Below are 13230 nucleotides of genomic sequence, written 5' to 3' on the forward strand. Positions count from 1 at the left end.
CGGGCGCATGGCGCCGACCGCACCGGCCGGGATCGTCCTCGCTCCCGGCCTGATCCATGTTCCGGGCTACCTCGATCAGGCCGCGCAGGCGCGCCTGGCCGCCGAACTCGACGCCGTGCTGGCGCACGCGCCCGCCTACATTCCCCGCATGCCGCGCACCGACCAGCCCTTCTCGGTGCGGATGTCGAATTGCGGATCGCTCGGCTGGGTCTCCGACCGGACCGGCTATCGCTACCAGGCGCATCATCCCGAGACGGGGGCGCCCTGGCCGGCCATGCCCGCCACGGCCCTCGCCGCCTGGACGAGGCTGGCCGCTTATCCGGCCCCGCCCGAGGCCTGCCTCGTCAATCTCTACGACGCCGGCGCCCGCATGGGCCTGCACCAGGACCGCGACGAGGACGCCCGCGATGCGCCGGTTCTGTCGCTCTCGCTGGGCGCCACCGCCCTGTTCCGCTACGGCGGCCTGAAGCGCAGCGATCCGACGCGCTCGGTGCGCCTTCGGGCCGGTGACGCGCTCGTGATCGGCGGGCCGGCCCGACTCATCCATCACGGCGTGGACCGGCTGATCCCGGAGGTGCCGGACCTGCTCCAGGGCGCCGCGCCGGCGCCGGTTCCGGCCATCCTGGCGGCAGGCGGCCGCTGCAACCTGACCCTGCGCCGTGTCACGCGGCCGTCAGGCGCTTGACAGCGACGGGGTGTGGGCCGACCCATCGCGTCAGCCTCACCGGCGATCGGCCTCCCGGGGGCTGACCCGGCCGACCTGCCCTGCGAGACCGGGGCCTTGCGGAGAACCGATTTGATGCGTCTGCGTATCCTCGTCCGTCGCGTTTCCATCCTGGCCCTCGCCCTGGGGCTGGCGGGGCCCGCGCTGGCCGCCGACCCGGTCTTTCCGCCGAGCTCGCGCTTCGGCTTCGATCCGCCGTCGGACATGGTCTCCTCGAAGCGCTTCTCCGGCCTGGAGCGGCTCGAAGGCGGCGCGACGGTCTCGGTGGTGGAACTGCCCGCCAACGCCTTCGCCGACCTGGAAACCAATTTCACCGACGAGAACCTGAAGGCCCAGGGCTTCATCGTCTCGAGCCGCCAGGCCATCAAGGTCGCGGGCGACGTCGATGCGGTGCTGTTCACCGGCGAGCAGCCGGCGGTGGAATCGGCCGGGACCCCGGCGATCAAGAAGTGGATGCTGCTGGTCGGCGACCCGACCGTCACCGGCATCATCATCGCGCAGGCGACACCGGATGCCGAGACCGAGGAGACGATGAAGCGTCTTCTGACCGGCATCCACATCCGCCCGGCCCTGAGCCTGCAGCAGCAGGTCGATGCCCTGCCGTTCCGCATCGGCAACGATGCCGGTTTCCGACCGGTGCGGGTGCTGGCCGGCAACTCGGTGCTGCTGACCCAGGGGGCGAAGGACGAGATGCTCGGGCTCGAGCAGCCGATCCTGGTGCTGGCGCAGGCGGTGCAACCGCCGCCGGCCACGGAACAGCGCGAAGCCTTCGCCCGGGCGGCGCTCTACTCGAACCAGACGATGAAGGACTTCGTGATCGAGCGGGCCCAGAGCTACCGCCAGAACGGCGTCGACTGGCACGAGATCGTGGCCCGGGCGGTCGACACCGCCACCGGCACGCCGGTGGTCATTTCGCAGACGATCCGCTTCGCGCCGGACGGCTACCTGCGCGCCGTCGGCGTGGTCAAGGCCGACAAGCGCGAGGGCGTGCTCGCCCGCTTCCGCGAGGTCGTCGACAGCGTGCAGATGCGCTAGGGCGAACCGCTTCCCTCCCCTGCGGGCGGGGGGATCGCAGAGGCGAAGCGGCTTTGGCGAAAGGTTCTGCCGGAAGCCCAGACGCAGCACCGCGTCATCCCGGGGCCGCGCAGCGGAATCCGGGATCCAGAAACGCAAAGCGTGCAGAACCTTACGCCGCCGGCGGATCTGGATTCCGGGCTCGCCTACGGCGCTCCGGAATGACGGCGCGACACCGCCCCCCCGCCCGAACGGCGAGGGTCGGGGTGGCGCTTCGGCCGGCCTTCAGGCGGCGTCGGCCGGGGGCGCGCTCGGCTTCGGACCGCCCTTGGCGACGCCGACCAGCGCCGGGCGCAGGACGCGATCGCCGATGACGTAGCCGGCCTGCATGACCTGGACGACGGTGCCGGTTGGGACCTCGGGGTCGGGCACCTCGAACATCGCCTGGTGGCGGTTGGGATCGAAGCGCTGGCCCTTCGGCTCGACCAGCTTAACGCCGTGGCGCTCCAGGGTCTTGGCGAGGTCGCGCTCGGTGAGCTCGATGCCGTCGATCAGCGCCTTGAACGACCCGTCGGCGCTGGTCCGGTCCGCCTCGGGGATGCTTTCCAGGGCGCGGCGGATGTTGTCGGCGGAGTTGAGAAGGTCGCGCGCGAAGTTCGTCACCGCGTAGACGCGGGCGTCGGCGACCTCGCGCTCGGTCCGCCGGCGCAGGTTCTCCATCTCGGCCAGGGTGCGCAGGACGCGGTCCTTCAGCTCGTCGCGCTCGGCCACCAGCGACGCCAGGGCATCGGGGGCCTCATGGGTGCCCTCAGCCTGCGCGGCCCCCTGGATCTCCTCGACCGACTGGGTCGGGTCGCGCCGCTCGTCATGCATGTCGTTCGCCATCGTTGGATTTCGTCGCAGGAATCGGGTGTCGGGGTTGGCGCTGATATCAGGCGGTGCCGCCCTGAAATCAAGCGCACGGGCGATCGTGCCGGCTCTGCCGTTCAGGCTTCGCGCAGCGGTTCAGGCTTCGCGCGGCGGTTCAGGCTTCGCGCGGCGGCGGCGAGTCGATCAGCGCATCAAGACCTTCGGCGCGCAGGGCCGCCACGTCGCTGGCAAAGACCTCCATCACGGCGGCCCGGATCGCCACCTGCCGGTCGGGCTGCGTCACCCGGGTGCCGGTGAGGTCGGTCACGTAGAACACGTCCACCGCCCGCTCGCCGAAGGTCGCCACATGGGCCGAGGTGATGTTGAGGCTGAGCCGGCTCAGCGCCGTCGTCAGCTCGTAGAGCAGGCCCGGGCGATCGAGGCCGGTGATCTCGATCACGGTCTCGCGGCTCGACAGGGCGTTGTCGATGGCCATGTCGGGCGGCACCAGGAAGGTCGGCGCCCGCCCGCTCGGCGGGTGCCGGTCGGCCACCAGGTCGGCGATGCGAATCTCGCCCCGCAGGGCCTTCTCGATCGCGATGGTGATGCGGCCGGCCCGGCGCATCTCGTCCTCGTCGCGCTCGAAGGCCCGCGAGATGAAGATCGAGTCGAGGGCGAAGCCATCCGTGGTGGTGAAGATCTGGGCGTCGACGATGTTGCCGCCCGAGGCCGCGCAGGCCCCCGTGACGATGGCGAGCAGGCGCGGATGGTCGGGCGAGTAGATCGTCAATTCGGTGACGCCGCGGACCGGATCGGTCTCGGTGGCGGTGGCGACGGTGCGGCCCTCCGCCGTCAGCGCCTTGACGAAGCCCGCATGCTTGTACTGGCGCGTCGTGTCGACCTTGAGCCAGTAGGCCTGATTGTGCCGCGCCGCATAGGCGTCGAAGGTCTCGGATTCCCAGCCGGTGAGCTGCTCGCGCAGGGCCATCTGGATCAGGCGGACGCGATCGGTGCGGGCGATCTCCGAATGCCCGCCGGACAAAACCACCTCGGTCTCGTCGTAGAGGGTGCGGAGCAGCGTGCCCTTCCAGGCGGTCCAGACGCCGGGGCCCACGGCCTTGATGTCGGCGACCGTCAGGATGGTGAGCAGCTTCAGGCGCTCCAGGGTCTGGACGACGCCGGCGAACTTCTCGATGGTCTTGGGGTCCGACAGGTCGCGGCTCTGGGCGGTCATCGACATCAGCAGGTGGTGTTCCACCAGCCAGGCCATCAATTCGGTCTCGGCCGGGGTCAGGCCGAAGCGCGGCCCGAGCTTCTCCGCGATGGCGGCCCCCGCGATGGAATGGTCTTCGGGCCGGCCCTTGGCGATGTCGTGCAGCAGCACCGTGACGTAGAGCGCGCGGCGGTTGCTGATGGTGTCGATCAGCCGGGTGGCGAGGGGATGCTCCTCCTCGGTGCGGCCCGACTCGATCGCCGACAGCACCCCGATGGCGCGGATCAGGTGCTCGTCCACCGTGAAGTGGTGGTACATGTTGAACTGCATCATCGCGACGATGCGGCCGAAATCCGGGATGAAGCGGCCGAGCACGCCGGCCTCGTTCATCAGCCGCAGGATCGTCTCCGGCGAGTTCTTCGAGCTCAAGATGTCGAGGAAGAGCCGGTTGGCCTCCTCGTCGGCCCGCAGGGAATGGCCGATGAGGCGCAGGGAGCGGTTGGCCGCCCGGGTGGCGTCGGGGTGGATCGGCAGGTTGTGGCGGTCGGCGAGCCAGAACAGCCGGATCAGGTTGACGGGATCGCGGCTGAAGGCGTCGGGGTCGCGCAGGTTGATGCGGCCGTGATCGTCGACGAAATCCTCGGCCTCGATGGCGGTGGCGCGGAAGCGGTCGCGGAAGCGGCCGATCCAGCGGTCGAGCACCGGAGTCCGCTTGGCATGGCGCGCCTCCAGGGCCGCGCACACGATGGCGGTGAGGTCGCCGACCTCCTTGGCGATGAGGAAATACGCCTTCATGAAGCGCTCGACGCCCGACAGGCCGCCGCGCGGCTCGTAGCCGAAGCGCTCGGCGATCTTCGGCTGCAGGCCGAAGGACAGGCGCTCCTCGGCCCGGCCGGTGACGAAGTGCATGTGGCAGCGCACCCGCCACAGCAGCTCGTCGCAGCGCTCGAACACCCGGTACTCCTCGGGCGTGAACAGCCCGGCGGCCACCAGCTCGCTCTGGTCGCGGACCCGGTAGGTGTACTTGGCGATCCAGAACAGCGTGTTGAGGTCGCGCAGGCCGCCCTTGCCGTCCTTGACGTTCGGCTCGACGAGGTAGCGCGAGGCGCCCGCCTTCGAGACCCGTGCGTCGCGCTCGCGCAGCTTCGCCTCGACGAATTCGGGCGCGGTCCACATCACCAGTTCGGTGTCGAAGCGGGTGACCAGCTCCTCGAACAGCACGCGGGTGCCGAACAGGTAGCGCGCCTCCAGGAGCGAGGTGCGGATGGTCATGTCGGCCCGGCCCTCGCGCAGGCATTCCTCCACCGAGCGGGTCGCGTGGCCGACCTTCAGCTTCAGGTCCCACAGCACGTAGAGCATCGCCTCGACGACGCTCTCGGACCAGGCGGTCTGCTTGTAGGGCAGCAGGAACAGCAGATCGATGTCCGAGCCCGGCGCCATCGTGCCCCGGCCGTAGCCGCCGGTGGCCACCACGGCGAGCTGCTCGCCGGTGGAGGGATTATCGTTCGGGTAGAGCCGCCAGACCACCGCGTCGTAGATCGTGCGGATCACCGCGTCGGTGAGCTGGCTCAGGCGCTGGGCGCAGGCGATGCCGTCGCGCTCCTCCAGCAGCCGCGCCTCGGCATCGGCCCGCCCGAGCTCGATCACCCGGCGCAATTCCGGCACCAGCACCGCCCGCAGACGCGTCGCCTCGCGGGCATCGCGGTCCAGGTTCTCGAGGATGTCTTTGAGGGCGGCGACGGCGTCGAACATGGCCAACCCCGTTAGCATGTTGGCAGAATGACGCCAGCGGCATCACCGCGCGGGCGAGGCGGCGCGCCCCGCCCGCGCGGTGTTTCAGCGGGTTCCAGCCGGGAAAAATCGGCCGTGGCGCACGAAGCCGCCGTGGATACCCGATGGGTCACGGTTGCGCCGCAAGGCCGCGCTAGCGCTGCGCCGGACCCCGTCCGATCTCCCGTCACGCGCCCCCTAGCATTCACGAAGGCCCCCGATGCGTTCGATCCTGCATCCGATGTTTGTCCGCCTGGCCGGAGCCCTGCTTCTGACGACCGGGCTGCTCCCGGCGCTCGGGAGCCCGGCCCGGGCGGCCTCGTTCGAGTTCGTGCCGGCCCCGCAGATCGATCTCAACCGGGTCTACCGCGTCGACAAGGTCACGGGCGAGGTCACCTCCTGTCAGTACGGCCTGCGCGAGGGCGCCGTCGGCAGCGTCGGCGTAACCGTGTGCTACGGCTCCGGCGAGGGAGCGAGCGCGCAGGCCCCCTCGGAATACGGTCTCGTGGCCTCGCGCCACACCCGCGAGGCGGGGGTGTTCCGGGTCAATTACCGCACCGGCGAGATGAGCATCTGCTACGTGCAGCTGCAGAAGGAGGCCGTGGTCTGCACCGCCCAGGCGAATCCGACCGGTCCGGGCGCGGACGAAGCCCCGGCCACCGGGGCCGCGCCGGGGCGGGCCGGGCCGAGCGCCACGCCGCCCCAGAGCGGACGCCCCTGACGGCAAGCCTCGCGCAGTGGACGGCAAGCCACGCGCAGCGGACGGCAAGCCTCGCGCAGTGACAGCCACGGCGGAGCGAGGCGGCATCGGCGGCACGCCGCGTTGGACCGGCCGGCCCGGCGTGCTAGGGGCACCCGGTCGCATCCTCCCGCGCCACCGGCGCGCTTCGCTCCCCGCCCCTCGCCCGAGCCGTCCCATGCCGCACGCCCGTTCTTCCGAAGTCGCCGGAGCCCCCGCGTGAGCGGGCCGGATCTGCGCCGCGCCGCGGCCGAGGTCGCCGTCGGGTTGGTCACGCCCGGGATGCGCCTTGGAATCGGCACCGGCTCCACCGCCAACGTCTTCGTCGCATTGCTCGGTGAGCGCGTGCGCGCCGGCCTCGACGTCGTCGGCGTGCCCACCTCCGAGGCGACGCGGGTCGCGGCGGAGGCGGCCGGCATCCGCCTCGCCACCCTGGAGGACCTGCCCGAGCTCGATCTGACCATCGACGGCGCCGACGAGATCGACGGCGCGATGCGCCTCGTGAAGGGCGGAGGCGGCGCGCTGCTGCGCGAGAAGATCGTGGCCTTCGCCAGCCGCCGCATGGTGGTGATCGCCGATGCCGCCAAGCGCGTCGAGACCCTCGGGGCCTTCCCCCTGCCGATCGAGGTCAACGCCTTCGGGCTCGGCGCCACCCGGAAGGCCGTCGCGGCGGCCCTGCGGGCGAGCGGCTGCACCGGGGACATCGTCCTTCGGATGCAGGACGGGGCGCCGTTCGTCAGCGACGGCGGCCACCATATCCTCGACGCCCATCTCCAGCGCATCCCCGACCCCGAAACCCTCTCGGGCGCCCTGTGGGCGGTGCCGGGCGTGGTCGAGCACGGCCTGTTCCTCGGTCTCGCCACCGGCGCCATCCTGGCCGAGGCGCGGGACGGACAGGCGGTGGTGACCCGCCTCGGCACCGTCTGAAGGCAAGCTCGCACGCCGTTCCGCTCACGTTCTGCCGCCCAATCTTTCCTGATTTCGAATTCTTCCCGACTTCTGTCCTTCCCGGAGCGTCCGCCATGTCCCGCCGCCTTGCCGCCCTGGCCGCCCTCGTCCTCGCCGGTGCCCCCCTGGCTGCCCTGGCCCAGGCCCCGGCAGCGAAGCCGCCGGCCGCCAACGCCAAGCCCGGCACCAAGCCGCCCGCCCCCGCCGCCGCGGCGCCGAGCACGCCCGCCGCTCAGACGCCCGCCTACTCGGCGAACCACTTGGCGCTCGCCCGGGAGGTGATGCTGAATTCCGGCATCGCCCGCTCGTTCGACTCGATCATCCCCGCCTTCAGCGAGCGGATCCGCCAGGGCGCGGTGACCCGTCCCGAACTGACCAAGGACCTCGATACGGTGCTGGCCTCCCTCGAACCCGAGATGGAGATGCAGAAGCAGACGATGATCGACACGGCCGCGCGCATCTATGCCTCGCGCCTCTCCGAGGCCGAGCTGAACGAGATCGCGACCTTCTTCCGCTCGCCCGCCGGCAAGCGCTACGTCGAGACCCAGCCTCAGGTGCTCGACGAGATGGTGCAGGCCATGCAGAACTGGACCCAGGACGTCTCGGAATACATCATGGTCCGGGTGCGGGCCGAGATGGCCAAGAAGGGCCATCAGCTCCAGTAAGCCCAGCTTGGCGGTTGCGGACCTTGGCGGCTTCTTGACCTTGGCGGTTCCCGCCTTCAGGCGGCGGCCGCCTCGACCCGGTTCCGGCCGGTGCTCTTGGCCCGGTACAGGGCGAGATCGGCGCGCTTGAGCATGTCGGCGGGGCCGGCATCCTCGGCCCGGCGCCAGGCCACCCCGATGGAGACGGTCACCGGCACGGTCCGGGTCTCGCGCTGGATGGCGAAGGGCGCCGCCTCGATCCGCTCGCGGATGCGCTCGGCGATGGCGTAGGCGCCGTCGGCCTCGGCATCGGGCAGGATGATGACGATCTCCTCGCCGCCGTAGCGGGCGACGATGTCGATGCCGCGGGTATGGGTGCGGATGCGCTCCGCGAAGGCCTTGAGCACCTCGTCGCCGGCCTCGTGGCCATAGGTGTCGTTGATCGATTTGAAGCGATCGATGTCGAGCATCAGGGCCGCGACCGGCCGGTTGCGCAGGGCCGCCTCGTTGAACATCGCGCCGAGATGGCTGTCGAGATAGCGCCGGTTGTGCAGCCCCGTCAGGCCGTCGGTGATGGCGAGTTCCATCGAGGCCTGGACGGCGCCCCGCAGGGCGTCCGAGAAGCGGCGGCGGCGCACCTGCGTGCGCACCCGGGCGACGAGTTCGTTCCGGTCCACCGGCCGCATCAGGTAGTCGTGGACGCCGAAATCGAGGCCGCGGATGACCCGGGCGCGGTCATGCTCCTCGGCGATCATCATCACGGGCATCGAGCGGGTGCGGTCGAGGGAGCGCAGCTGGCTGCACAGGCGCAGCCCGTCGAAGCCCTGGATGTCGAGGCTGACGAGAGCGAGGTCGAAGTTGCCCTCCGTGGCCAGCACCAGGGCCCTGTGCGGGTCGGCCTCGACCGTCAGGGTGTGATGCTGGCCCAGCGCCGCGGCGAGGCGGTCGGCCGATCCGGGGCGGTCCTCGACGAGGAGGATCGAGGCGTCGAGCCCGGTCTCGGCGGTCGCGAGGGCGAGCGGATCGCCGATGCCGAAGTCGCGCGAGGCCATGGCGCGGGAGCGCAGCTCGTCCGTCACGGCCTTCAGGCGCACGAGGCTGCGCACCCGGGCGAACAGGGCGGTGTCGTCGATCGGTTTCGTCAGGAAATCGTCGGCGCCCGCATCGAGGCCGCGCAGGCGGTCCGAGGGCTGGTCGAGGGCCGTGACCATGACCACCGGAAGATGGGCGGTGTTGGGGTTGCTCTTGAGCCGGCGGCAGACCTCGAAGCCATCCATGCCGGGCATCATCACGTCGAGCAGCACGAGGTCGCACAGGCCCTTCTCGCAGATCGCGAGGGCATCGGGTCCGTTCATCGCCGCCAGAACGTCGAAATACTCCAGGGAGAGCTTGGTCTCCAGGAGCTTCACGTTCGGGAAGAGATCATCGACGATCAGGATGCGGGCCGACATCGTTCCTCGCGCAAGGTCGTTCGTTCTAGGCCGTCGGGGACGCGGTGTGCGAGGCGATCGGGTCAGGCGGTCCGGGCGTCGCCCAGGTATTGGCGGACGGTGGCGAGGAACTTCGCCACCGAGATCGGTTTCGACAGGTAGGCCTCGCAGCCGCCCTCGCGGATGCGCTCCTCGTCGCCCTTCATGGCGAAGGCCGTGATGGCGATGACGGGGATCCCCTTGAGGTCGTCGTCCTCCTTGAGCCACTTCGTGACTTCGAGGCCGGACACCTCGGGCAACTGGATGTCCATCAGGATCAGGTCGGGGTGGTGGGCGCGGGCGAGCTCGATGGCCTCGATGCCGTTGGCGGTCTTCAACGTGGCGTAGCCATGGCCCTCCAACAGGTCGTTGAAGAGCTTCATGTTGAGTTCGTTGTCCTCGACGATGAGCACCGTCTTCTTCATGGCCCGTTGTCCCCGATGCGTGGACGGCCCATTGTCGTTCGACGCATGCCCCGCCTGAGGAGATTTAGCGGATACATGTTGACGAAACGCAAACCCAATGGCGGAGACGACTCCGCCGAAGGCCTGGCCCTGGCGGCCCTCGCCTGGATGGCCACCGACGACGAGCGCCTGTTTCCGTTCCTGAACGCCACCGGCGTCACCCCCGAGACCTTGCGGGCCAGTGCCCAGGACCCTGGATTCCTGGCCGGCATCCTCGATCATATCATGGGTGACGAGGCGACGCTCATGGCCTGTGCCGAGGCCCTCGACGTCAAGCCGGACCGCATCGCCGCCGCCTGGCGCCGCCTCGGCCCGCCGGACTTCGACGACGGTCTCTAGGCAGCGATCCCCAGCGGAGGCGGGGCGCACGGGTCGCCGCGGCCGATCCGGCGCGCTAGGGTCGGCGTTGCGGGCGCGACGCGCACCCCCTCCGGAGACCAAGCCATGCCTCTCGCCGCCACCATGAGCGCCTGGGCGCCGCGCCTGCTCAGCGTCCTGCGGATCATGTCGGGCCTGCTGTTCCTGGAGCACGGCACCCAGAAGCTGTTCGGTTTCCCCGCCCGGATGGGCGGTGGACCCGCGCCCGACCTGCTCTCCCTGCCAGGCATCGCCGGCGGCCTCGAGCTGGTGGGCGGCACGCTGATCGTCCTCGGCCTGTTCACCCGGCCGGTGGCTTTCCTGCTCTCGGGCCAGATGGCGGTCGCGTATTTCCTGGCGCATGCGCCCAAGAGCCCGTTCCCGGCGCTCAACGGCGGCGATGCCGCGATCCTGTTCTGCTTCGTCTTCCTCTACCTCGTCGCCGCCGGTCCCGGCCCCTGGAGCCTCGACGCCCAGCGTCGCGGCCGGATCTGAACGGCGGTCCCGGGGCCTGTCAGGCGCAGAAGCGCCAGACGCTGCTGCGCTTGATCTCGGCATCCTCCAGGCTCCGGCTCACCGGCACCGTGTAGGTCGCCAGCTCGGTCAGGCGGTCGCGCGGCAGGTAGGACCGGCCGGGATCGCCCACCAGCACGGTGGCGCCGCGCGCATGGAGGCCCGAGAGCCATTCGGTGACGCGGCCCGCGAGGTCCTGCTCGTAGAAGATGTCGGCGGCGAGCACCACGGCGCTGCCGGGGTCCGAGCCGATGAGGTCGCGCGACACCGCCTCGATCCGGCCGGCGACGCCGTTGGCCTCCGCGTTCAGGCCGATGGCCGGGATCGCGAAGGGATCGAGGTCGCTGGCGGTGACGTGGACCGCGCCGGCCTTCGCCGCCGCGATCGCCACGAGGCCCGAGCCCGAGGCGAAATCCAGGACCCGGCGTCCCGCCACGATCCCGGGCGTGTCGAGAAGGTAGCGGGCGAGCGCCTGGCCGCCGGCCCAGGCGAAGGCCCAGAACGGCGGCGGCAGGCCGATCGCCTCCAGCTCGTCCTCGGTCTTCTGCCACAGCTCGGTGGCCTCGTCGGCCACGTGCAGGACGATTTCGGGCGCGTGCGGCACCGGTCGCAGCCGGGTGTTGGCCCGGATGAACGCGAGGGGATCGGCGGACGCGATCATGCGCGGGCGAGGTCTTCGTACAGGGTCCGGGCTGCGGCCCCGAGCCCGTCCGGCCCGACGAGCGCCAGCCCGGTCTCGGCCGGATCGAGCCCCAGGGCGGCGGCATCGGCCGCGGTCTCGCACAGGAACCGGGTGGATCGGGTGGCGAGCGCCCCCCGGACCACGCCGCGGAGCGCCAGGCGCGACAGGCGCCCGGCCGCGTCGGTGCGGGCGCCGAGGGCGGCAAGGTCGTCGGGCTGGTAGATGCGGGCGCCGAGGCCCGCCATGGCGGCGGCCGAGCCGCCGACCACGATGGCGCGCAGGCCGAGGCAGTGGATCAGGTCGGTCTCCAGCGCCCGGAGGATGCCGGCGAGCTGGCCGGCCTCGTAGCCGGCCGCCATCGGGTTGAGACGGGACACCCCCAGGGCGAAGGGGACCACGCGGGCGCCGAGCGCCTCGATCGCGGCGCGATGGTCGACGACCCGCGTCACCACCGTGGGCCTCAACCCCGCCGCCAGGGCCGCCTCGATCAGGACCGGGAAGCGCGCCGCGAAGGTCGCGTCGTCGGGGCTGAGGAGGACGAGGCGTCGGGACGCAGCCGGGGAGGAGGCCGAGGAGGAGGCTGTGGAGGAGGCGGAGGCGGGGTGTTCCATCGGACCGGATGTAGCACGTCGGCGCCCGGAACACGGTATGGCGCGGCCCCGTTGATCGACAACCAGAAACGTCAGGGATGGGTGCCAGCATGGCGACGGCGCGCGACGAAGAGGGCACGGTGGCCGATCCGCGCGACGCGGCCGAGGAAGCCGGCCTGCGCTACGTCGACGACGCGATGCCGGGGCTGACCCGCGTCAAGAGCGGCACCGGCTTCCGCTACCGGGATGCCCAGGGGCGGCCGATGCGGGACGAGACGGTTCTGGCCCGCATCCGCGCGCTCGCCATCCCGCCGGCCTATACCGATGTTTGGATCTGTCCCAAGGCCAACGGCCACATCCAGGCGACCGGACGCGACGCCAAGGGGCGCAAGCAGTACCGCTATCACCCGGATTTCCGTGCGGCCCGGGACCTGACCAAATTCGAGCACGTGATGGCCTTCGCCGACGCGCTGCCGGCCATCCGCGCCCGGGTCGACGCCGATATGGGCCGCAGCGGCCTGCCCCGCGAGAAGGTGCTGGCCACCGTGGTCCACCTCCTGGAGACCACGCTGATCCGGGTCGGCAACGACGATTACGCCCGCACCAACAAGAGCTTCGGCCTCACCACCCTGCGCGACCGCCACGCCCGGATCGAGGGCGCGGACCTCACCTTCCGCTTCAAGGGCAAGAGCGGCAAGACCTGGGACCTCGGCCTCAAGGACCGGCGCGTGGCCCGGATCGTCAAGGCCTGCCAGGACCTGCCGGGCCAGGAGCTGTTCCAGTATCGCGATGCGGACGGCACCGTGCGCGACGTGACCTCGGCGGACGTGAACGCGTATCTGCGCGAGATCACCGGCCGGGACATCACCGCCAAGGACTTCCGGACCTGGGCCGGGACGGTGCTGGCCGCCCTGGCGCTCCAGGAATTCGAGGCCTTCGACAGCGAGGCCAAGGCCAAGAAGAACCTGCGCACCGCCATCGAGGGCGTCGCCGCGCGCCTCGGCAATACGCCGACCATCTGCCGCAAGTGCTACATCCACCCGCAGGTGCTGGATTGTTACCTCGAAGGCGCCCTGCTGCTGCAGATCAAGGACGCGGTGGAGGAGGAGCTGCGCGAGGACCTCGACGGCCTCAGGCCCGAGGAAGCCGCAGTGCTCGGCCTCCTCCAGGCGCGGCTGGCCGAGGTGAAGGACGACACGGGCCGAGACCTCTCGGATCAAGGAGCCGGCAAGGCCGTCGGCAAGGCGACCGGGA

Annotated in this window: 13 protein-coding genes and 1 pseudogene; 8 read left to right on the forward strand and 6 right to left on the reverse strand. The window is 70.9% G+C overall.

What is annotated here, in order from left to right; all coding sequences use genetic code 11:
• The first annotated feature begins 7 nt into the window (after window positions 1–7).
• Together ASF60_RS06785 and ASF60_RS06790 are read left to right on the forward strand one after the other, a co-directional pair.
• Window positions 8–685, forward strand: coding sequence for an alpha-ketoglutarate-dependent dioxygenase AlkB (locus ASF60_RS06785; protein WP_056182409.1), 678 nt, complete (start codon window positions 8–10; stop codon window positions 683–685).
• A gap of 114 nt (window positions 686–799) precedes the next feature.
• Window positions 800–1759 carry a hypothetical protein gene (locus ASF60_RS06790; protein ID WP_056182412.1) on the forward strand — a complete coding sequence of 320 codons (960 nt, stop codon included), beginning with the start codon at window positions 800–802 and terminating at the stop codon, window positions 1757–1759.
• A 264-nt stretch (window positions 1760–2023) separates the two neighbouring features.
• Here ASF60_RS06790 and grpE read toward each other — a convergent pair whose 3' ends face one another.
• Together grpE and ASF60_RS06800 are read right to left on the reverse strand one after the other, a co-directional pair.
• Window positions 2024–2623, reverse strand: coding sequence for a nucleotide exchange factor GrpE (gene grpE / locus ASF60_RS06795; RefSeq protein ID WP_056182414.1), 600 nt, complete (start codon window positions 2621–2623; stop codon window positions 2024–2026).
• Window positions 2624–2762: 139 nt separating this feature from the next.
• A complete protein-coding gene (locus ASF60_RS06800) occupies window positions 2763–5552 on the reverse strand; it encodes a [protein-PII] uridylyltransferase (protein ID WP_056182653.1) in 2790 nt (929 codons plus the stop codon).
• Between the two features lie 238 nt (window positions 5553–5790).
• Here ASF60_RS06800 and ASF60_RS06805 point away from each other — a divergent pair, with 238 nt between their 5' ends.
• From ASF60_RS06805 to ASF60_RS06815, 3 genes are all read left to right on the forward strand, one after another.
• Complete coding sequence (locus tag ASF60_RS06805; protein WP_443136736.1) at window positions 5791–6291, forward strand: hypothetical protein; 501 nt, start codon at window positions 5791–5793, stop codon at window positions 6289–6291.
• A gap of 237 nt (window positions 6292–6528) precedes the next feature.
• Window positions 6529–7236, forward strand: a complete 708-nt coding sequence (gene rpiA, locus ASF60_RS06810) for a ribose-5-phosphate isomerase RpiA (protein WP_056182418.1) — start codon at window positions 6529–6531, stop codon at window positions 7234–7236.
• A 95-nt stretch (window positions 7237–7331) separates the two neighbouring features.
• Complete coding sequence (locus ASF60_RS06815) at window positions 7332–7922, forward strand: DUF2059 domain-containing protein (RefSeq protein ID WP_056182422.1); 591 nt, start codon at window positions 7332–7334, stop codon at window positions 7920–7922.
• A 56-nt stretch (window positions 7923–7978) separates the two neighbouring features.
• Here the strand turns inward: ASF60_RS06815 and ASF60_RS06820 are convergent, their stop codons facing one another.
• Together ASF60_RS06820 and ASF60_RS06825 are read right to left on the reverse strand one after the other, a co-directional pair.
• Entirely contained in the window at window positions 7979–9352 is a 1374-nt protein-coding gene (locus ASF60_RS06820; RefSeq protein WP_056182433.1) for a PleD family two-component system response regulator, read from the reverse strand.
• Window positions 9353–9414: 62 nt separating this feature from the next.
• Window positions 9415–9795, reverse strand: coding sequence for a response regulator (locus tag ASF60_RS06825; protein ID WP_056182436.1), 381 nt, complete (start codon window positions 9793–9795; stop codon window positions 9415–9417).
• Between the two features lie 75 nt (window positions 9796–9870).
• On the opposite strand from ASF60_RS06825, the gene ASF60_RS06830 reads away from it, so the two are divergent.
• A complete protein-coding gene (locus ASF60_RS06830) occupies window positions 9871–10173 on the forward strand; it encodes a DUF3572 domain-containing protein (RefSeq protein WP_056182439.1) in 303 nt (100 codons plus the stop codon).
• Between the two features lie 105 nt (window positions 10174–10278).
• Entirely contained in the window at window positions 10279–10686 is a 408-nt protein-coding gene (locus tag ASF60_RS06835) for a DoxX family protein (RefSeq protein ID WP_056182442.1), read from the forward strand.
• Between the two features lie 19 nt (window positions 10687–10705).
• Here the strand turns inward: ASF60_RS06835 and ASF60_RS06840 are convergent, their stop codons facing one another.
• Window positions 10706–11365, reverse strand: coding sequence for a class I SAM-dependent methyltransferase (locus ASF60_RS06840; RefSeq protein ID WP_056182445.1), 660 nt, complete (start codon window positions 11363–11365; stop codon window positions 10706–10708).
• Complete coding sequence (locus ASF60_RS06845) at window positions 11362–11997, reverse strand: hypothetical protein (RefSeq protein ID WP_056182449.1); 636 nt, start codon at window positions 11995–11997, stop codon at window positions 11362–11364. The genes ASF60_RS06840 and ASF60_RS06845 overlap by 4 nt, the downstream gene beginning before the upstream one ends.
• Before the next feature lie 89 nt (window positions 11998–12086).
• Between ASF60_RS06845 and ASF60_RS06850 the strand changes: the two are divergent.
• Window positions 12087–13158 (forward strand): annotated as a pseudogene (locus tag ASF60_RS06850) (DNA topoisomerase IB); the annotation flags it as partial.
• Window positions 13159–13230: the final 72 nt, after the last annotated feature.

It is taken from the genome of Methylobacterium sp. Leaf113, from assembly GCF_001423325.1.
Taxonomy (GTDB): Bacteria; Pseudomonadota; Alphaproteobacteria; order Rhizobiales; family Beijerinckiaceae; genus Methylobacterium.

Bases quoted from the DNA above. Each gene is read 5' to 3' on its own strand.
- ASF60_RS06785 (WP_056182409.1), top strand. From the start codon at position 8: ATGGCGCCGACCGCACCGGCCGGGATCGTCCTCGCTCCCGGCCTGATC.
- ASF60_RS06790 (WP_056182412.1), top strand. From the start codon at position 800: ATGCGTCTGCGTATCCTCGTCCGTCGCGTTTCCATCCTGGCCCTCGCC.
- grpE (WP_056182414.1), bottom strand. From the start codon at position 2,623: ATGGCGAACGACATGCATGACGAGCGGCGCGACCCGACCCAGTCGGTC.
- ASF60_RS06800 (WP_056182653.1), bottom strand. From the start codon at position 5,552: ATGTTCGACGCCGTCGCCGCCCTCAAAGACATCCTCGAGAACCTGGAC.
- ASF60_RS06805 (WP_443136736.1), top strand. From the start codon at position 5,791: ATGCGTTCGATCCTGCATCCGATGTTTGTCCGCCTGGCCGGAGCCCTG.
- ASF60_RS06815 (WP_056182422.1), top strand. From the start codon at position 7,332: ATGTCCCGCCGCCTTGCCGCCCTGGCCGCCCTCGTCCTCGCCGGTGCC.
- ASF60_RS06820 (WP_056182433.1), bottom strand. From the start codon at position 9,352: ATGTCGGCCCGCATCCTGATCGTCGATGATCTCTTCCCGAACGTGAAG.
- ASF60_RS06825 (WP_056182436.1), bottom strand. From the start codon at position 9,795: ATGAAGAAGACGGTGCTCATCGTCGAGGACAACGAACTCAACATGAAG.
- ASF60_RS06830 (WP_056182439.1), top strand. From the start codon at position 9,871: ATGTTGACGAAACGCAAACCCAATGGCGGAGACGACTCCGCCGAAGGC.
- ASF60_RS06835 (WP_056182442.1), top strand. From the start codon at position 10,279: ATGCCTCTCGCCGCCACCATGAGCGCCTGGGCGCCGCGCCTGCTCAGC.
- ASF60_RS06840 (WP_056182445.1), bottom strand. From the start codon at position 11,365: ATGATCGCGTCCGCCGATCCCCTCGCGTTCATCCGGGCCAACACCCGG.
- ASF60_RS06845 (WP_056182449.1), bottom strand. From the start codon at position 11,997: ATGGAACACCCCGCCTCCGCCTCCTCCACAGCCTCCTCCTCGGCCTCC.